The organism is Streptomyces sp. NPDC057900 (genome assembly GCF_042887885.1).
GTDB lineage: Bacteria > Actinomycetota > Actinomycetes > Streptomycetales > Streptomycetaceae > Streptomyces.
The window spans coordinates 1,327,720-1,345,797 of record NZ_JBHVOI010000001.1 but is presented as its reverse complement, the minus strand read 5'-3'; the positions used below and the strand labels follow the sequence as shown (position 1 = coordinate 1,345,797).

Genomic DNA, 18,078 nt, shown 5'->3' with positions numbered 1-18,078 from the left:
GGTCGATTACCTCCGGGGTAAGCGGCTCCGGCGAGTGCGGGGACCGGGCCGGTCAGCGCCGGTGTTCGTCCAGGAAGCCCATCAGCACGGTGTTGAGCTCCTCGGCGTGGGTCCAGCCGATGTTGTGCGGGCCGCCCGCGATCTCCACGAGGCGGCTGTCACCGATGAGGTCCGGCAGCCGCCGCCCGGTGGAGTCGATGGGCAGGATGCGGTCCTCGTCGCCCTGCACGATCAGCGTCGGCACGTCGTTCTTCGGCAGGTCGCCGCGGAAGTCGGTCAGCCAGGTCGGCACACACGCCAATGTGGCGTGGGCAGAGGCGTCCGCCGCCACGTTCCACTGCATCCGCAGCGCCTGCTCGCTGACCCGGGTGCCGGCGAGCTTGTCGGTGTTGTTGAACTGATCAAGGAAGTCGGTGAGATAGGCGGGCCGGTCCGCGACGATGGCGCTCATGATGCCGTCGAAGACGCTCCGGTCCACACCGGCGGGGTTGTCGTCCGCCAGCAGCAGATAGGGCGGCACTGGAGCCACCAGGACGGCGAGGCCCACCCGGCGCGAGCCGTAGTTGCCGAGGTACCGGGTGACCTCGCCGGTTCCCATGGAGAACCCGGTCAGTACCGCGTCCTCCAGATCCAGCTCCTCCACCAGGGTGTTCAGGTCCGCGGCGAACGTGTCGTAGTCGTACCCGGTGACGGGCCTGCCGGAGCGGCCGAAACCGCGCCGGTCATAGGTGATGACCCGGTACCCGGCGCCGAGGAGCACCGGAAGCTGTTTCTCCCACGAGGCGCCGCTCAGCGGGAACCCGTGGATGAGGACGACAGGCCTGCCCTCGCCGTGGTCCTCGTAGTACAGCTCGATGCCGGCGGAGTTCTCCTGGCCGACCGTGATGTACGGCATGGTGGCTCTCCCTCGGAATGTCGGTATTCGGTGCAGGTCGGTACTCGGTACTTGGCGCTCGGTACTCGGTACTTGGTACTTGGGACTCGGCAGGCCGGCACTCGGTACGCCGGTACTACGCCGGGCCGTCCGGGACGACGTGCATGGCCGCTTCCTCGGCGGACGCCGCCGCTCCGTCGATCCCGACGTCCTCGCCCGCCATGGTGTCCGGATCGTCGCGGTCCAGCTCGCGGGTCAGGCGCCCTGCGCGGACGTCGCCGACCTCGTCGTCCCAGGGCTCGCCGTCCCCGTCCGGCATGTCGCCCACCCCGTCACCGGGACCGTCGGCGACCTCGGGCAGCTCCCGGGCGAGCCGGCCCTCCAGCGCCTCGCCGCTGTGCTGCTCGGACGCGGTGGTGCCCCGGTCCTCCACGGCCCACGGCCGCTCCGGCGGGGAGTACCCCTTGTCGAGCACGTCGGTGAGGTCGCCGTCGTCCAGGGTGTCTTCCACGTCGAGCAGATCGGCGGGGTCGGAGGCCTCCGGCTGCTGGGGCTGATAGACCTCGTCGCCCAGGTCGGCATCCTTCATGATGAGTCCCTTCCCGATGTCGGGGATCCCGGTCATGCCCACCGTACGACGCGGGAGAAGGGGGAACCGCAGCCCGCTCGCCTTCGAAATGTCCGGTACCTCCTCAGGATAGAGGGAGCTGCGCCGGACCCGCAGCCCGCGGCCTCGGACGGGCGGCGACGGCACGGGTGAGAGACGATGGAAAGTGTGTGGGCGCACAGCGCCCCGAAAGGCGGGAACGGCACCGGGAGCCGCGTGGAGAGGCCGTCCGCAGACGCAGCCACGGAGAGGCCGCTATGGATTACCCCGAGAGCTACCAACTTGTGTTCCAGTCGTCCGCGGTGGAGGACGACGCAGTGATCGTCCGGCGGACCGCGCAGTCGGGGGCCGGTGGATACCCGGTCTACGAGGACGAGACCGGCATCGTCCGGGCGGAGATCAGCGAGCGGGGCGAGGTGCGCATGCTCGCCAGCGGCGGGCACCAGGTCCTCGGGACGCCGCTGGTGGTGCGCGAGACCACCCCGTAGAACAGGCGGTGGCGGAGCCGGCCGGCCGCGCCGGCGGCCGGAAAAGGAACAGAGTTCGCGGACCCCTATCACGTGCTCATGTCCGGTGACATCCTGCCGACGCAGGACAATCCGTCTTCAGGCGTCAAACACTTGGTCGAAATTTTGCCCCTGGTGGGATGCGCGGGGGAGACACCAGGCACACTCGACCTGTAGGAATCTCGCCACGAAGAGGATCACGCATGATCACGTTGAACAAGGAAGACGGCCCGGCGGATCTGGACGGGGTGACCCACCTGTCCATCGGAGTCTCCTGGGACCCCACTGTCGGCAGCAGTGGCGGGCTGATGGGGAAGCTCCGCCAGAAGAAGGGCACCGACCTCGACCTCATCGCCATCGCGATGCAGGGCGCGGACCCGGTCCGGCTGGCCGGTCTGGACTCCCTGGACCCGCTGGGCAACGGCTCGCTGGTGCACAGCGGTGACAACCAGACGGGAAAGGGCGACGGTGACGACGAGACGGTGACCGTCGACTTCGCCCGGGTGCCGACGAACATCACGTCCATCGTCTTCATCGCCGCCGCGTACAAGAAGGGCAGCTCCTTCCAGAACGCGCGCAACATCAGCTTCAAGGTGTACGACGCGACGGGTGGCAGCAGCCAGCAGGTCGCCGACATCTGGCCGAGCCTGCTCAGCAACGACAACGGCTGCGCCGTGGCCAAGGCGATGCGCGTCGGCGGGAGCTGGAAGCTTGAGGTGATCAACGAGACGGGGAAGATCAAGCAGGGCACCGAGCAGGCCCTGATGCGTTTCGCCGTGAGCAAGTAACCGGCAGGCAGCCGGGGCGTGTTCCTGGAGTACGGCGTCTCCGTCCCACGTGCGTGGTGGTGTTCTCAGTCCACCCGGCTCAGTCCACCCGGCGCACGCGGGACGGGGGCGCCGGGTTTCCGGCCGCCAGCGGTGACCGCGCCAGTTCGACGCAGCCCGCGGTGATCAGGACCAGGGCCAGCAGCTCCGGGACCAGCCACCAGCCGGTGTGCAGCTCCTCGCCGAACAGGGTCACCCCGTACAGGACGCTGATCAGGGCGTCGCCCAGCGTCAGGCACGGCTGCACCGCCACCAGCGTGCCCGCCTGGAGCGCGTTCTGGAGCAGGAACAGGGCGCCGACGCCCGCCGCGGCCGTGGCGTAGAGCTGCCAGGACTCGAACAGCACCACCACCCCGTCGCCGTCACTGAGCCGCGCCATGGCGTCCTTCATCAGGGCGGCGGTGAGCGCGTACCCGCAGGCGGCGGCCAGGCCGAGCAGCGCGGCCCTGGAGTTGCCCCGGGTGGCCCGTGCCCCCGCGATCAGCGCCGCCTCGAAGAGCCCGGTGAGGATCAGCGCCGGAATCCACGCCGCCCCGTGCACCGTCTCGCTCCCGCCCCCCGGAGCGGCCGACGCCATGCCGAGCGCCAGCCCCGCCGTGACGGCGGCAGCCCCCAGCCAGACGGCCCGGGGCACGCGTACCCGCATCACGAACCCCGCGAGCAGCAGGGTCGCCGGCAGCTCGATGACGAAGATCGGCTGGACCACCGCGATCGGCCCGGTCGCCAGCGCGACGGCCTGGCAGACGGCCGCGACGATCACCAGCGCGATCCCCGCGAGCCACACCTTCTGGCGCAGCAGATGGCCGATCAGCGACAACCGCATCGACTCCCGGTCGGGGACGTCGAGGGCGGCGCGGCGCTGGAGGACGGAGGCGGACCCGTTGCTGAGCGCGGTCAGGACGGCGAAGAGGACGCTGATCACCGGTCCATGATGCGGGCGGACGGCGCCACTGCCCGGGACCCGCGCCCGGCGGCCCGGCGGACGCGCGGAGGGATACGAGAGGGGCCGCGCCATGACGCGCTCCATCAGGACGGAATCTGTCCTGATGGGCACGTACCGTGCCGCCATGGCCGAGAAGAAGAAGACCTCCGCCCCGGCCCGCGCGGTGCTCTCGCCGCGGGCGCTGGGGCGCGCGACGCTGGAACGCCAACTGCTGCTCAGCCGCGCGGAGATGACGGCCGAGGAGGCGATCCGGCACCTCGTCGGCCTCCAGGCGCAGAACCCCGGGCCGCCCTACTTCCAGCTGCTGGCCCGGCTGAAGGGCTTCGACCCGGCCGAACTCGCCGCACTGATGGAGTCGCGCGAAGTTGTCCGCATCGTCACCCTGCGCTCCACCATCCACACCCACACCGCGGACGACGCCCTCACCCTGCGCCCCCTCGTCCAGGAGGCCCGCGACCGCGAGCTGAGGATCTTCCGGAAGCGGCTGGTGGGCGTGGACCTGGACCGGCTCCGGGACATCGGCCGGGAGTACGTCGAGGAGGCGCCCCGCACCCCGAAGGAGATCCGGGAGCGACTGCTCACCGAATGGCCGGACGCGGACCCGCAGGCCCTGAGCACGGCGGCCCGCTGCGTGCTCCCGCTGGTCCAGGTGACCCCGCGCGGGGTGTGGGGCAGGAGCGGCCGGGTGGCGCTGACCACCGTCGAACACTGGCTCGCCCGCCCCTCGGAGCCGGTCCCCGCGCCCGACGCCACCGTGCTGCGCTACCTCGGCGCGTTCGGCCCGGCGTCGGTGCGGGACATGCAGTCCTGGGCCGGGCTGACCCGGCTGGCGGAGGTCTTCGACCGGCTCCGTCCGCGACTTGTCACCTTCCGGGACGAGAACGGCGTCGAGCTGTTCGACCTGCCCGACGCCCCGCGGCCCGCGGAGGACACCCCCGCCCCGCCGCGCTTCCTGCCCGAGTTCGACAACGTGCTGCTCGGCCACGCGGACCGCACCCGGATCGTCCCGCCCCGGTTCAAGGGGCGCAACGGAGTGGGGAACCAGAGCTACGGGAGCGTGCTGGTCGACGGCTTCCTCGCGGCTCTTTGGCGGCTGGACACCGGCAGGGGCGGCGCCCCGGCCACCGTCACCGTGCAGGAGTTGCGCCCGCTCGGCGCGGCCGGGCGCGACGCGGTCACCGAGGAGGCGGTCGCGCTGCTCTCCGTGATGACGGAGGCGACGACGGACGGCAGCGGCTACGACATCAGGTTCGCCTCGTTCATCGATTTCGGCGAGTGAGGCTCGCGTGAGGTGCGTGCGGTGCGTGAGGTGTGCGGCGCCTTCGACTGCGCGCGGGCCCGGCCTACGGCAGCAGCCCCGCCCGCCGCGCCGCGACGACCGCCTCCAGCCGGGTGTGCGCACCGAGCTTGCGCATCGCGGAGCGCAGATACCCCTTCACCGTCTCCGGGCGCAGCCCGAGGCGGCCCGCCGCCACCGCGTTCGTCGCACCCGCCGCGATACACGCGAGGACATCCAGCTCACGTGGCGCGAGCTGCACCTCCGGGGCCTTCGGCGCCCGCGCACCGGCCGCGGAGGCGAGCCGCCCGCACACCGCGAGCAGCTCGTCGCGCAGCGCGGGGTCGAGCACCTTCGGGACCAGGGCGCGCAGTTCCCGGTGGGCCGACCTGACGTCCTCCCAGGCCTCCGGGGCGGCCCGCGGATCGGTCACCTGCTCGCGGGTCACGGCGAGCAGCTGCTGCACCTCGTCCCGGACGGCCAGCGCCTGTTCCACGTCCCGGGCGGCCCCCACCGCCGCGTCGAACGTGCGGTCGCCGAGGGTGAGGGGTTCGCGCAGCGCCCCGTACAGCACGCCGCGCACCTTGCGCCGTACGACGACGGGTACCGCGACGACCGAGCGCAGGCCCTCCGCCGCCACGGCCATGTCGTACTCGTGGCTGATGTGGCGCGAGGAGTGGTAGTCGGTCACCGCGCACGGCCGGGACAGGGCGATCGCCTTGCCGCCCAGACCGCTGCCGGCCGAGATCACCAGCCCGCGCAGCGCCGCGGTGTGCGCCCCGTTCAGCTCGGCGATCCTGGCGTGGCGGGTGTCGGAGAGCAGCCCGCCGAACGCCACGGGCAGCCCGCTCGTCCGGCGCAGTCGCAACAGCGCGGCCTGCATTTCCACCGCATCGACGGATTCCGGCACGATGCCGCCTCTCTGCCCGGCTCCGGGGGACGCGGCATCGCCCTCCCGCACCCCCGTACCCCCGTTCGGGGGTGGTGAGACCTGGGTCACTGTTTACATGATGTTAAGTGACCGGTCCGGTCCGCAATGAGGAGGGCATATGTCGGCCACCAGTGCGACGGAGACGTTCCGGGCCGCCCGGGACTTTCTGCTGCGACACCGCGAGGACTACACCGCGGCCTACGAGGGCTTCCGCTGGCCCCGCAGCGACCACTTCAACTGGGCCCTGGACTGGTTCGACGTCATCGCCAGGGACAACGACCGCACCGCCCTGCACATCGTGGAGGAGGACGGCGGGCGCACCGAGATGTCCTTCGCCAGGATGTCCGCCCGCTCCAACCAGGCCGCGAACTGGCTGCGCGCCCAAGGCGTCCGGGAGGGCGACCGCATCCTCGTGATGCTCGGCAACCAGGTGGAGCTTTGGGAGACCGCGCTCGCCGCGATGAAGCTGCGCGCCGTCGTCATCCCCGCGACCCCGCTGCTGGGCCCGGCCGACCTGCGCGACCGGGTCGAGCGCGGCCGGGTCCGCCACGTGCTGGTCCGGGACGCCGACACCGCCAAGTTCGACGAGGTGCCCGGCCGCTACGGCCGGATCGTCGTCGGCGAGGACACCGAGGGCTGGGTCTCCTACACCGGCGCCGACCAGCAGCCGGAGACCTTCACGGCGGACCGGGAGACCGACGCCGACGAACCCCTGATGCTCTACTTCACCTCGGGCACGACCGCCAGCCCCAAGCTCGTCGAGCACACCCACGTGTCCTACCCCGTGGGCCATCTCTCGACGATGTACTGGATCGGGCTGAAGCCCGGCGACGTCCACCTCAACATCTCCTCGCCCGGCTGGGCCAAGCACGCCTGGTCCAACCTCTTCGCGCCGTGGACGGCGGAGGCGACCGTCTTCATCTTCAACTACACCCGCTTCGACGCGGCCCGGCTGATGGCGGAGATGGACCGCTCGAAGGTGACCAGCTTCTGCGCGCCGCCCACCGTCTGGCGGATGCTCATCCAGGCCGACCTCTCCCAGCTGAAGACCCCGCCCCGCGAGGTCGTCGCGGCCGGCGAACCGCTCAACCCGGAGGTCATCGAGTCGGTCCGGCGCGCCTGGGGCGTCACCATCCGGGACGGATTCGGTCAGACGGAGACGGCCGTCCAGGTCGCCAACACCCCCGGCCAGAAGCTGAAGGCCGGCTCGATGGGGCGCCCGAGCCCCGGCTTCGAGGTGGTGCTGCTGGACCCGGTGAGCGGGGAGCCCGGCGCCGTCGAGGGCGAGATCTCCCTCGATCTCTCCGCCCACCCGGTCGGCCTGATGACCGGCTACCACGGCGACCCGGACCGCACCGCGGAGGCCATGGCGGGCGGCTACTACCGCACCGGGGACATCGGCTCCCGTGACGAGGACGGCTACATCACCTACGTCGGCCGCGCGGACGACGTCTTCAAGGCCTCCGACTACAAGATCTCGCCGTTCGAGCTGGAGAGCGCCCTGCTGGAGCACGAGGCCGTCGCGGAGGCGGCGGTCGTACCGGCCCCCGACCCGCTCCGGCTCGCCGTCCCGAAGGCGTACGTCGTGCTGGCCGAGGGCTGGGAGCCGGGGCCGGACACGGCCAAGGTGCTCTTCGCCCACTCGCGCGCGGTCCTCGCCCCGTACAAGCGGATCCGCCGGCTGGAGTTCGCCGAGCTGCCCAAGACCGTCTCCGGCAAGATCCGCCGGATCGAACTGCGTGAGGCCACGGCCCGGGGCACCGGCGCCGAGTACGCGGAGGGGGACCTGACATGACCGAGCCGTCCTACGCCCACGGCGCCGGCGACACCGCGCTGCTGGGCGACACCATCGGACGCAGCCTCGACCGGTCGATCGAGGCGTACGGCGAGCGCGAGGCACTGGTCGACGTGGCCTCCGGGCGGCGCTGGACGTACGCCGAATTCGGCAGGGACGTCGAGGAGCTGGCCCGCGCGCTGATGGCGTCGGGGGTGGCCAAGGGCGACCGGGTCGGCATCTGGGCGCTCAACTGCCCCGAGTGGGTGCTCGTCCAGTACGCCACCGCCCGCATCGGCGCCGTCATGGTCAACATCAACCCCGCGTACCGGGCGCACGAGCTGGAGTACGTGCTGAAGCAGTCCGGCATCTCGCTCCTGGCCGCCACACTCTCGCACCGCACCAGCGACTACCGCGCGCTGGTCGAGGAGGTCCGGGCGAACTGCCCCGCGCTGCGCGCCGTGCACTACATCGGCGACCCCAGCTGGGACGAGCTGACGGCGGCCGCCGGATCGGTGACGCCGGAAGAACTCGCTGTACGCGAGGCCGAGTTGTCCTGCGACGACCCGATCAACATCCAGTACACCTCCGGCACCACGGGCTTCCCCAAGGGGGCCACCCTCTCCCACCACAACATCCTCAACAACGGCTACTTCGTGGGGGAGCTGGTCGCCTACACCGAGGAGGACCGGGTCTGCCTGCCGGTCCCCTTCTACCACTGCTTCGGCATGGTCATGGGCAACCTCGGCGCCACCTCGCACGGCGTCTGCATCGTGATCCCGGCCCCCGCCTTCGAGCCCGCCGCCGTGCTCGCCGCGGTCCAGCAGGAGCGCTGCACCTCGCTCTACGGCGTCCCCACGATGTTCATCGCGGAGCTCAACCTCCCCGGCTTCGCCTCGTACGACCTCTCCTCACTGCGCACCGGCATCATGGCCGGATCCCCTTGCCCGGTCGAGGTGATGAAGCGGGTCGTCGCGGAGATGCACATGGACGAGGTGTCCATCTGTTACGGGATGACGGAGACCTCACCGGTCTCCCTGCAGACCCGCCGCGACGACGACCTGGAGCGCCGCACCGGCACCGTCGGCCGCGTGATGCCGCACATCGAGGTCAAGGTCATCGACCCGGCGACGGGCGTGACGCTGGAGCGCGGTGTCTCGGGTGAACTCTGCACCCGGGGCTACAGCGTGATGCTCGGCTACTGGGAGCAGCCCGAGCGGACCGCCGAAGTGATCGACGCGGGGCGCTGGATGCACACCGGGGACCTCGCGGTGATGCGTGAGGACGGCTACGTACAGATCGTCGGCCGGATCAAGGACATGATCATCCGCGGTGGTGAGAACGTCTATCCGCGTGAGATCGAGGAATTCCTCTACGGACACCCGAAGATCGCGGATGTGCAGGTCGTGGGGGTGCCGGACGAGCGGTACGGCGAGGAGATCCTGGCCTGCGTCATTCCCGTGGACCCGGCGGATCCGCCGGCCCTGGAGGAGGTGGCGGCGTTCTGCCGGGGACAGCTGGCGCACTACAAGGTGCCGCGACTGCTGGAGATCCTCGAAACCTTCCCGATGACGGTCAGCGGGAAGGTCAGGAAGGTCGAACTGCGGGAGAACTACGGCCGGTAGGGCCAGGGTGCCGTCAGGCGGCTTCGATGATGTCGCCCGTGGCGGCGGACTGGGTGGCGGCGGCCCACTCGATCAGGAGCACCTCGTACGCGGCGGACTCCACGGAGGACCAGTCCTGCCCGGCGCGGGCATCGACGAGCGCGCGGATCGCCTCGTTCGCCTCGACGGCGGCCGGGTGGGACGGCTGGGCGAGGTGCGCGGGCCGCGGGGCGTGCGCCGGCGCATTGGGTGGAGAATGCCGTGGAGTTAAAGCCATGCGCCCCACTGTAAGGCCCGCCACCGACAACCGGCCGAACATCTGTGGCCCCTGGCCCGAACGTGACCGATAGCACTCACTGTGGCCGGTTGATTTCTGTGAGGTGCGGCACGTCGCGGCGCATGCATACCCGCGGCCACCGGTCCAGTCCGTGCTCCGCCTCCTGCGCCCGGATCTTGCGCAGCCCGTCGGTGAGTTCGGCCGCCGTCAGCACGCGGAAGCCGAGCCGGGCGTAGTACGGCGCGTTCCACGGGACGTGCGAGAACGTGGTGAGGGTGAGCGCGGTCAGGCCCTCGGCCGCCGCCCAGCGGTCCGTACGGTCGATGAGACCGCTGCCCAGTCCGCGCCGGGCGGCCGCCGGGTGGACCGAGACCTGCTCGATATGGGCGGCGCCGGCGACCGGATCCGCGAGGAGATAGCCCAGCGGCCGGTCGTCGGCGCCGACGGTCACCCAGGCCCGGCCGGCCCGCCGGTACTCGTCCAGGACGTCCAGCGTCGGCGGCTCGTCGTCGGCCACGCCGGACATGCCGACGGTGCGGAAGGGCTCTCCCGCGGCACGCTCGATGTCCTGGAGCAGCGGAAGATCGGGGCGTCGGGCAGGGCGGATGCGCATGCCCCCAGTGTGACTCCTCGCGGCCCCTCGGCGCTCAGGCGCCCGTGCTGACGAGTTCGTCCGCCGGGCTGTTCACGGGCTGCGGGGTCCCGGTGAGGTCCATGACGAAGAGCGGGATGGTCAGCCCGTCCGCGCGCTCCCTGGCGTCCGGCGCGTATCCGGCGAGCGAGAAGAACACCGCGGAGACCGAGGCGCTCAGCGCGTTGAGCCACAGGCATTCGACATCGCGCAGCGCGGTCGTCCTGGTGGTGGAGTCGACCTGGGCGATCAGCCCCGCCGCCCGCAGGTCGATCCGGGACGAGGGGCGTCCGGCGGGCTGGACGACCTCGCGGTAGCCGAGCCACTTCAGGTACAGCGCGGCGGCGCCGACCGCGTCGCGCGCGGTACGGATCGTCAGTGGCCGGAACGCCGGTCTGGGCGCCGATGCCGTTCGCGGTAACGGGATGTGGGACGGCCGCACCGGTGGGTCCGCCCTGTGGGGTCCGCCGTCCGGCGCGCGGCCCAGGGACGCCACCGGGCGGACCGGGATCCGCAGTACCGCGCCGCACGGGCAGCACAGCTCGGGCTGCGGCCACTGGTCGTGCCGCCCGCAGGCGCGGCAGCGCACCGTCACCCAGTCGTCGTTCCAGGTGCGGTGGGTGATCGCCGTGACGGGGGCGCCGCGCAGCAGCGGCGGGGCGGTCGGGGCGCCGCACGGACAGGGGTAGGCGGCCGTGACGTACACGTGGTCGCGGCGGCAGGCCGGGCACCGTACCGGCACTGACTCCACGATGGCCTCCCGACGCCGCACGGACGGCGGGCGCCCCGGATTCCGGGCCGACTCCGCTCCGTACCCCCATGCTCCACCAAGAGCGAGGTCCGGGTGAGGGAGTTGAGCCACTTCGCTGAAACGCCTCCGCCGCCGGCCCGCGCGCGGCCGCCTCTCTTGACGGCTGTCCGGCCGCACTTTAGATTTGCTTCCGTATAGCAGAATCAAACTTCCGTAATACGGAATTGGTGCTCTCAGGTGGCGCGACAGAGCCCGACTCCACCCAGGTCCGAGCAGGAGCACTCAATGCCTCGAATGACCGCTGCCCGAGCGGCAGTTGAGATCCTCAAGCGCGAAGGCGTCAGCAACGCGTTCGGTGTGCCGGGCGCGGCGATCAACCCCTTCTACGCGGCCCTCAAGGCCTCCGGCGGGGTTCATCACACGCTCGCCCGCCACGTCGAGGGCGCCTCCCACATGGCGGAGGGCTACACCCGGGCCCGCCCGGGGAACATCGGCGTCTGCATCGGTACGTCGGGACCCGCCGGCACCGACATGATCACCGGCCTCTACTCCGCCATCGCCGACTCGATCCCGATCCTGTGCATCACCGGCCAGGCCCCGACCGCCGTCCTCCACAAGGAGGACTTCCAGGCCGTCGACATCGCCTCGATCGCGAAGCCGGTCACCAAGGCCGCCACCACCGTCCTGGAGGCCGCGCAGGTCCCCGGCGTCTTCCAGCAGGCCTTCCACCTGATGCGCACCGGCCGCCCCGGCCCGGTCCTCATCGACCTGCCGATCGACGTGCAGCTCACCGAGATCGAGTTCGACCCCGACCTCTACGAGCCGCTGCCGGTGCACAAGCCCGCCGCGAGCCGCAAGCAGATCGAGCGCGCCGTGGAGATGCTGAACGACTCCGAGCGCCCGCTGCTGGTCGCGGGCGGCGGCATCATCAACGCCGACGCCTCCGAACTCCTGGTGGAGTTCGCCGAACTGACCGGCGTCCCGGTCGTCCCGACCCTGATGGGCTGGGGCATCCTCCCCGACGACCACGAACTGAACGCCGGCATGGTCGGCCTCCAGACCTCGCACCGCTACGGCAACGCGAACTTCCTGGAGTCCGACTTCGTCCTCGGCATCGGCAACCGCTGGGCCAACCGCCACACCGGCAAGCTGGACGTCTACACGCGGGGCAGGAAGTTCGTCCACGTCGACATCGAGCCCACCCAGCTGGGCAAGATCTTCGCCCCCGACCTGGGCATCGCCTCCGACGCCAGGGCGGCGCTGGAACTGTTCGTCGAGGTGGCGCGCGAGCTGAAGGCGGCCGGCAAGCTCAAGGACCGCTCGCAGTGGGCCGCGTCCACCCAGGAGCGCCGCGCGACCCTCCAGCGCCGTACGCACTTCGACAACGTGCCGCTGAAGCCGCAGCGCGTCTACGAGGAGATGAACCGGGCCTTCGGACCCGACACCCGGTACGTCACCACCATCGGCCTCTCCCAGATCGCGGGCGCGCAGATGCTGCACGTCTACCGCCCGCGCCACTGGATCAACTGCGGCCAGGCGGGCCCCCTCGGCTGGACGATCCCGGCCGCGCTGGGCGTCGCGACGGCCGACCCCGAGGGCTCCGTCGTGGCCCTCTCCGGCGACTACGACTTCCAGTTCATGCTGGAGGAGCTCGCGGTCGGCGCACAGCACAACATCCCCTACGTGCACGTCCTGGTGAACAACTCCTACCTGGGGCTGATCCGCCAGGCGCAGCGCAACTTCGACATCGACTTCCAGGTCAACCTGGAGTTCGAGAACATCAACTCGCCCGAGCTGGGCGCCTACGGCGTGGACCACGTCAAGGTCGTCGAGGGCCTCGGCTGCAAGGCGATCCGCGTCACCGAACCGGACCAGCTGCTGCCGGCCTTCGAGGAGGCCAAGAAGCTGGCGGCGGAGTTCCGGGTCCCGGTCGTCGTCGAGGCGATCCTGGAGCGGATCACCAACATCGCGATGAGCGGCACGGACATCGCCTCGGTCAATGAGTTCGAGGACGTGGCGTCGGAGCCGGGACACGCGCCTACGGCGATCAGGCCGTACGTGGAGGCCTGACGGCCTGACGGCCACAGGGCCCACGGGCTCGTTCCGGGAGAGCGCCTACGGGGATCCGTAGGCGCTCTCCCGGCTTGTGCCCCGGCAGGAATCGAACCCGCGACGCGGTCGGTTGGCCGGTTGGCACCGTCCTCGCTCGGCTGTGCCAGAATCCGGGGGTGCAGACGGCCGACATCACGCGTGCGATCGCGGCGGCGACTTCGCTGGCCGCGTCGCTGGATCTGCCCGCCGACGACGCGATCGTTCTCCACAACTCGAACAAGCTGGCACTGCGGCTGACACCGTGCGACGTCTTCGCCCGGGTCGCCTTCGTGGGGCAAGAGGTCGCGCGGTTCGAAGTCGATCTCGCTCAGCGGCTCGCCGGGGCCGGGTGTCCGGTGTGTCCCCTGGAGCCACGGGTGGAGCCTCGTGTGTACACGCGGGACGGCTTCGCGGTGACACTGTGGACCTACTACGAGCCCGTGACACCTGACTCCCCACCAGCCGACTACGCCAAGGCGCTGGAGCAGCTGCACGTCGGCATGCGCAAGGTCGACGCGCCGAGCCCGCGGTTCACGGACCGGATCACCGAGGCGGAAGAAGTTGTCGCCGACCCGGCTCGCTCACCGGAGCTCGCCGACGCGGACCGCGTGTTCCTCGGCGGCAGGCTGGCAAGCCTGCGACGAGCGATCGAAGACCGCGGCGCCGTGGAGCAGCTGCTCCACGGCGAGCCGCATCCGGGCAATGTACTCAGCACGAAGAACGGCCCGTTGTTCATCGACCTTGAGACGTGCTGCCGCGGCCCCGTCGAGTTCGATCTCGCCCATGTTCCCGAGTCGGTCTGCGAGCACTACCCAGGCCTTGACCACGGGCTGCTGGATGAGTGCCGACAACTCGTTGTCGCCATGGTCGCCGCATGGCGCTGGGAGATCGGCGACCAGTTCCCGAATGGGAGGAGATTCGGAGAGGAGCTCCTGCGCTTGCTGCGCGAGGGACCTCCCTGGCCGACGCTCGACACGCTGACCGGGCGACTGGAGGGTCCCTAGTCACCACGTCAGGGGGGACCGTGGTTGTTCGCGGAACCCGGAAAGGGCGTGGAGTACGGGACCGTAATCCGTACTCCACGCCCTGGTTCAGGGAGTGACAGGGGCCGCGGCGGGCGTGTGACGGGGGCGGGGAGTTCCGGCTCCTTCAGGTCAGGAGACGGGACCCCCACCCACACCACCGCACTGGCGTCGCACAACCGCCGCGGCCCCCGGGGGTGTCTGGCGGATCCCCGCGGCGTCGCGGCGGCCGGCACACGCGCTCGCGGCGTTGCCGAAAAGCCCAAGTAGCTCCGCTACGAGGACTTCTCGGCGCCTTGCGATCACACGCACCAGCCGCCGCTCCTTCTTCCGCGGGTATCCGCCAGACACCCCCGTCCTGCCCGCACCCCCGCGCAACCCCTCATCCGGGTGGGCGCGACGGCGCGGGCAGGGCTTGGGTGCCCAATGAGAGGTCAGTCCTCGCGCAGGGCGCGGACTGCCTCCTCCACGCGCTTGCCGTAGTCGGCGTCGGCGGCGTGGAAGTGGGCGAGGTTCTTCTCGATCACGTCGTCGCGCGTGACCTGCGACAGGCCGCCCGCGATGTTGGCGATCAGCCGGTCCTTCTCGTCGGCCGACATCAGCCGGTACAGCTCGCCCGCCTGGAAGAAGTCGTCGTCCTTGTTGTGGGCGGGCGCCTCGTGGGTGCCGGTCCAGCCCTGGACGGCCATCGGCGCGGAGAACGCGGAGTCCGTCTGGGCCGGGCCCGCGTACGAGTTGGGCTCGTAGTTCTTGTCGTGCCGTGCGCCGTAACGCGTGGCGTGCAGCCCGTCGCGGCCGTAGTTGTCGACGACAGCGGTGCGCGGGGCGTTCACCGGCAGCTGGGTGTGGTTGACGCCGAGGCGGTAGCGGTGCGCGTCCGCGTAGGCGAACAGCCGGCCCTGGAGCATCTTGTCCGGGGACGGGCCGATGCCGGGCACGAAGTTGTTCGGGGAGAACGCGGCCTGCTCGACCTCCGCGAACACGTTGTCCGGGTTGCGGTCCAGCACCAGCCGGCCCACCCGCTGGAGCGGGTAGTCGCTGTGCGGCCACACCTTGGTCAGGTCGAACGGGTTGAACCGGTAGTCCGCGGCGTCGGCGGCCGGCATCACCTGCACGTGCAGGGTCCAGGACGGGTTCATGCCGCGCTCGATGGCCTGCAGCAGGTCCGTCTGGTGCGAGGAGGCGTCCTTGCCGACGAGCTCGGCGGCCTGGTCCGCGGAGAGCGAGCGCACGCCCTGGTTGGTCTTGAAGTGGTACTTGACGAAGAAGGCCTCGCCAGCGGCGTTCGTCCACTGGTAGGTGTGCGAGCCGTAGCCGTTCATGTGGCGGTACGAGGCCGGGATGCCCCGGTCGCCCATCAGCCAGGTCACCTGGTGCGTCGCCTCGGGTGCGTGCGCCCAGAAGTCCCAGACGTTGTCCGGCTCCTGACGGCCCGTGAACGGGTCACGCTTCTGGGAGTGGATGAAGTCGGGGAACTTGATCGGGTCCTTGATGAAGAACACCGGGGTGTTGTTGCCGACCAGGTCGTAATTGCCCTCGTCCGTATAGAACTTGAGGGCGAAGCCGCGCGGGTCGCGTACCGCGTCCGCGCCGCCGAGCGAGTCGGCGACCGTGGAGAAGCGGATGAACGTCTCGGTGCGCTTGCCCACCTCGGAGAGGAAGTCGGCGCGGGTGAAGCCGGTGACGTCGTCGGTCACCTCGAAGTAGCCGTACGCGCCGGAGCCCCGGGCGTGCACCACGCGCTCCGGGATGCGCTCCCGGTTGAAGCGGGCGAGCTTCTCCAGGAGGTGACCGTCCTGGAGGAGGATCGGGCCACCGACGCCGGCGGTGGCGGAGTTCTGGTTGTCGGCGACCGGGGCGCCTGACTCGGTCGTAAGCACACGCTGCGTCATGGTGTCGGGGCGACCTTCCGTACGGGGAGCTGCTGAACTGCGACGTCCCTGGGGGCTCCAGGAGCGTAATTACGCACCGAACCTGACGTCAACAGTTTGTTGAAATTCATGGTGGAGGAGGTGGTGAGAGGTGTTCCGGACGACGCCGGCGCCTGGGCGCGACAGGACAGGTGTCAGCGCAGACGCCGCCCGGAAGTCTGTGGGCCGGGGGAGGAAGTCACCCGGCGGGGTGGTGCCGGCCGGGCCCGCGCGGGGCCCGGCCGCATCGGATCAGTCCTGGACGGGCTGACCGGAGAGCCGCTCGACCGAGCGCAGCAGCGCCGAGTGGTCAAGGTCGCCGTCGCCCTGCGCGCGCAGCGAGGCGACGAGCTGGGCGACGACTCCGCCGACCGGCAGCGCGGCACCCACGTTGCGGGCGGCGTCCGTGACGATGCCCATGTCCTTGTGGTGCAGGTCGATCCGGAAGCCGGGGGCGAAGTCCCGGTTCAGGAAGTTGGCCTTCTTGCGGGTCAGGACCGTCGAGCCGGCCAGGCCGCCGTTGAGGACGTCCAGCGCGGCGTTGAGGTCGACGCCGGACTTCTCCAGGAAGACGACGGCCTCGGCGCAGGCCTGGATGTTGACCGCCACGATCAGCTGGTTGGCCGCCTTCACCGTCTGGCCGGAACCGTGCGGACCGCACAGCACGATGGTCTTGCCCAGCGCGTCCAGCACCGGCTTGGCGGCGTCGAAGTCGGCCTGCTCGCCGCCGACCATGATGGACAGCACGGCCTCGATCGCACCGGCCTCGCCGCCGGAGACGGGGGCGTCCAGGACCCGGATGCCCTTCTCGGCGGCGTTCTTCGCGAGGTCCACGGAGGTCTGCGGGGTGATCGAGGACATGTCGACCAGCAGCGCGCCGCGCTTCGCGTTCTCCAGGATGCCGTCGGGGCCGTACGCGATGGCCTCGACCTGCGGGGAGGCGGGCACCATCGTGATGACCACGTCCGCGTCCTTGACCGCCTCGGCGATCGAGGAGGCGCCGGTGCCGCCGGCCGCGGCCAGCCGGTCGACCTTGTCCTGCTCCAGGGTGTAACCGGTGACGTCGTAACCGGCCTTGATCAGGTTCTCGGACATGGGCGAACCCATGATGCCGAGCCCGATCCACGCAACCTTGGGGAGGTTGTTGCTCATGAGGGTGCCTTCCGATAAACGTGTGTACGAGTGACAGTCCGCCGCTACCGGCGGGCGGGCCGCGCGGTGGCCGGGAGCCACTCCACGGACTCGGCGCTCGGCCGGTCGCCCGGCTTGTACTCCAGGCCGACCCAGCCGTCGTAACCGGCCTTCGTCAGCTCGTCCAGGAGCTGCTCCAGCGGGAGTGCGCCGGTGCCGGGTGCGCCGCGCCCCGGGTTGTCCGCGATCTGGACGTGACCGGTCTTGCCCGCGTACGCGGTGATGACCTCGCTGAGGTCCTCGCCGTTCATCGACAGGTGGTACAGGTCCATCAGGAACTTGGCGTTGCCGAGGCCCGTCGCCGCGTTGATCCGGTCGACGACCTCGATCCCGGCCGGTGCGCTGACCAGCGGGTAGCGCGGCGACTCCGGCGCGTTCAGGGTCTCGATCAGCAGGATCGCCCCGATCCGGTCCGCGGCGCGGGCGGCGAGGACCAGGTTCTCCAGGGCGAGTTCGTCCTGGACGCCGGGGTCCACACCGTCGATCCGGTTGCCGTAGAGCGCGTTGAGCGCCTTGCAGCCGACCGAGGCGGCGAAGTCGGCCGCCACCTCGATGTTGGCGCGGAAGCGGTCGGACTCCGTGCCGGGCACGGAGAGCGCGCCCCGGTCGGGGCCGGGCAGCTGCCCGGCGTAGAAGTTCAGCCCCACCAGCTGGGTGCCCGCGTCGTCGAGCGCCTTCTTCAGCGCGTCGAGTTCGGCCTGCGGAGGAGTGGGGGTCTCGATCCAGGGCCACCACAGCTCGACCGCCGTGAAGCCCGCCGCGGCGGCTGCCGCGGGGCGCTCCAGGAGCGGGAGTTCCGTGAAGAGGATCGAAAGGTTTACATCGAAGCGCTGGTCCGGGTAGCCCATGAGGGTTTCGGCGCT

The 18,078-nt window shown here is 70.7% G+C and carries 17 protein-coding genes; 7 read left to right on the top strand and 10 right to left on the bottom strand.

Annotated features, from left to right (window positions below; genetic code table 11):
- Nucleotides 1-52: 52 nt before the first annotated feature.
- Both ACFVQ0_RS05535 and ACFVQ0_RS05530 read right to left on the bottom strand, forming a co-directional pair.
- Nucleotides 53-895, bottom strand: coding sequence for an alpha/beta fold hydrolase (locus tag ACFVQ0_RS05535; protein ID WP_390084809.1), 843 nt, complete (start codon nt 893-895; stop codon nt 53-55).
- 115 nt (nt 896-1,010) lie between these two features.
- Nucleotides 1,011-1,463 (bottom strand): DUF5709 domain-containing protein, encoded by a 453-nt coding sequence (locus ACFVQ0_RS05530; protein WP_390085402.1) that lies wholly within the window; start codon nt 1,461-1,463, stop codon nt 1,011-1,013.
- Nucleotides 1,464-1,738: 275 nt separating this feature from the next.
- On the opposite strand from ACFVQ0_RS05530, the gene ACFVQ0_RS05525 reads away from it, so the two are divergent.
- Nucleotides 1,739-1,969, top strand: coding sequence for a DUF6296 family protein (locus ACFVQ0_RS05525; RefSeq protein WP_390084807.1), 231 nt, complete (start codon nt 1,739-1,741; stop codon nt 1,967-1,969).
- Between the two features lie 221 nt (nt 1,970-2,190).
- The gene (locus tag ACFVQ0_RS05520; RefSeq protein ID WP_371775396.1) at nt 2,191-2,775 is read left to right on the top strand and encodes a TerD family protein; all 585 of its coding nucleotides are present in this window, start codon (nt 2,191-2,193) and stop codon (nt 2,773-2,775) included.
- A gap of 79 nt (nt 2,776-2,854) precedes the next feature.
- Here ACFVQ0_RS05520 and ACFVQ0_RS05515 read toward each other — a convergent pair whose 3' ends face one another.
- Nucleotides 2,855-3,736 (bottom strand): DMT family transporter, encoded by an 882-nt coding sequence (locus ACFVQ0_RS05515; protein ID WP_390084805.1) that lies wholly within the window; start codon nt 3,734-3,736, stop codon nt 2,855-2,857.
- A 145-nt stretch (nt 3,737-3,881) separates the two neighbouring features.
- On the opposite strand from ACFVQ0_RS05515, the gene ACFVQ0_RS05510 reads away from it, so the two are divergent.
- The gene (locus ACFVQ0_RS05510) at nt 3,882-5,036 is read left to right on the top strand and encodes a winged helix DNA-binding domain-containing protein (RefSeq protein WP_390085400.1); all 1,155 of its coding nucleotides are present in this window, start codon (nt 3,882-3,884) and stop codon (nt 5,034-5,036) included.
- Nucleotides 5,037-5,100: 64 nt separating this feature from the next.
- Here ACFVQ0_RS05510 and ACFVQ0_RS05505 read toward each other — a convergent pair whose 3' ends face one another.
- Nucleotides 5,101-5,943, bottom strand: coding sequence for a response regulator transcription factor (locus tag ACFVQ0_RS05505; RefSeq protein ID WP_390084803.1), 843 nt, complete (start codon nt 5,941-5,943; stop codon nt 5,101-5,103).
- Between the two features lie 139 nt (nt 5,944-6,082).
- Here ACFVQ0_RS05505 and ACFVQ0_RS05500 point away from each other — a divergent pair, with 139 nt between their 5' ends.
- Both ACFVQ0_RS05500 and ACFVQ0_RS05495 read left to right on the top strand, forming a co-directional pair.
- Nucleotides 6,083-7,759 carry an AMP-binding protein gene (locus ACFVQ0_RS05500; RefSeq protein ID WP_390084801.1) on the top strand — a complete coding sequence of 559 codons (1,677 nt, stop codon included), beginning with the start codon at nt 6,083-6,085 and terminating at the stop codon, nt 7,757-7,759.
- Nucleotides 7,756-9,363, top strand: coding sequence for an AMP-binding protein (locus tag ACFVQ0_RS05495; RefSeq protein ID WP_390084800.1), 1,608 nt, complete (start codon nt 7,756-7,758; stop codon nt 9,361-9,363). Before ACFVQ0_RS05500 ends, ACFVQ0_RS05495 begins: the two co-directional genes overlap by 4 nt.
- Nucleotides 9,364-9,376: 13 nt before the next feature.
- Here ACFVQ0_RS05495 and ACFVQ0_RS05490 read toward each other — a convergent pair whose 3' ends face one another.
- From ACFVQ0_RS05490 to ACFVQ0_RS05480, 3 genes are all read right to left on the bottom strand, one after another.
- Nucleotides 9,377-9,619: a hypothetical protein gene (locus tag ACFVQ0_RS05490; RefSeq protein ID WP_390084798.1), complete on the bottom strand. Its 243-nt coding sequence runs from the start codon at nt 9,617-9,619 to the stop codon at nt 9,377-9,379.
- Between the two features lie 76 nt (nt 9,620-9,695).
- Nucleotides 9,696-10,232, bottom strand: a complete 537-nt coding sequence (locus tag ACFVQ0_RS05485; RefSeq protein WP_390084796.1) for a GNAT family N-acetyltransferase — start codon at nt 10,230-10,232, stop codon at nt 9,696-9,698.
- A gap of 34 nt (nt 10,233-10,266) precedes the next feature.
- A complete protein-coding gene (locus ACFVQ0_RS05480) occupies nt 10,267-11,001 on the bottom strand; it encodes a hypothetical protein (protein WP_390084795.1) in 735 nt (244 codons plus the stop codon).
- A gap of 294 nt (nt 11,002-11,295) precedes the next feature.
- On the opposite strand from ACFVQ0_RS05480, the gene gcl reads away from it, so the two are divergent.
- Both gcl and ACFVQ0_RS05470 read left to right on the top strand, forming a co-directional pair.
- Nucleotides 11,296-13,071: a glyoxylate carboligase gene (gene gcl / locus ACFVQ0_RS05475; protein ID WP_390084793.1), complete on the top strand. Its 1,776-nt coding sequence runs from the start codon at nt 11,296-11,298 to the stop codon at nt 13,069-13,071.
- A 158-nt stretch (nt 13,072-13,229) separates the two neighbouring features.
- Nucleotides 13,230-14,096 carry a phosphotransferase gene (locus tag ACFVQ0_RS05470; RefSeq protein ID WP_390084791.1) on the top strand — a complete coding sequence of 289 codons (867 nt, stop codon included), beginning with the start codon at nt 13,230-13,232 and terminating at the stop codon, nt 14,094-14,096.
- A 452-nt stretch (nt 14,097-14,548) separates the two neighbouring features.
- Here ACFVQ0_RS05470 and ACFVQ0_RS05465 read toward each other — a convergent pair whose 3' ends face one another.
- The 3 genes from ACFVQ0_RS05465 to ACFVQ0_RS05455 all read right to left on the bottom strand — a co-directional run bounded on the left by ACFVQ0_RS05465 (nt 14,549) and on the right by ACFVQ0_RS05455 (nt 18,063).
- Nucleotides 14,549-16,006, bottom strand: coding sequence for a catalase (locus tag ACFVQ0_RS05465; RefSeq protein ID WP_390084790.1), 1,458 nt, complete (start codon nt 16,004-16,006; stop codon nt 14,549-14,551).
- 270 nt (nt 16,007-16,276) lie between these two features.
- Nucleotides 16,277-17,176: a 2-hydroxy-3-oxopropionate reductase gene (locus ACFVQ0_RS05460; RefSeq protein ID WP_390084789.1), complete on the bottom strand. Its 900-nt coding sequence runs from the start codon at nt 17,174-17,176 to the stop codon at nt 16,277-16,279.
- 44 nt (nt 17,177-17,220) lie between these two features.
- On the bottom strand, nt 17,221-18,063 hold the full coding sequence (locus ACFVQ0_RS05455; protein ID WP_390084788.1) for a TIM barrel protein: 843 nt from the start codon (nt 18,061-18,063) through the stop codon (nt 17,221-17,223).
- Nucleotides 18,064-18,078 lie beyond the last annotated feature (15 nt).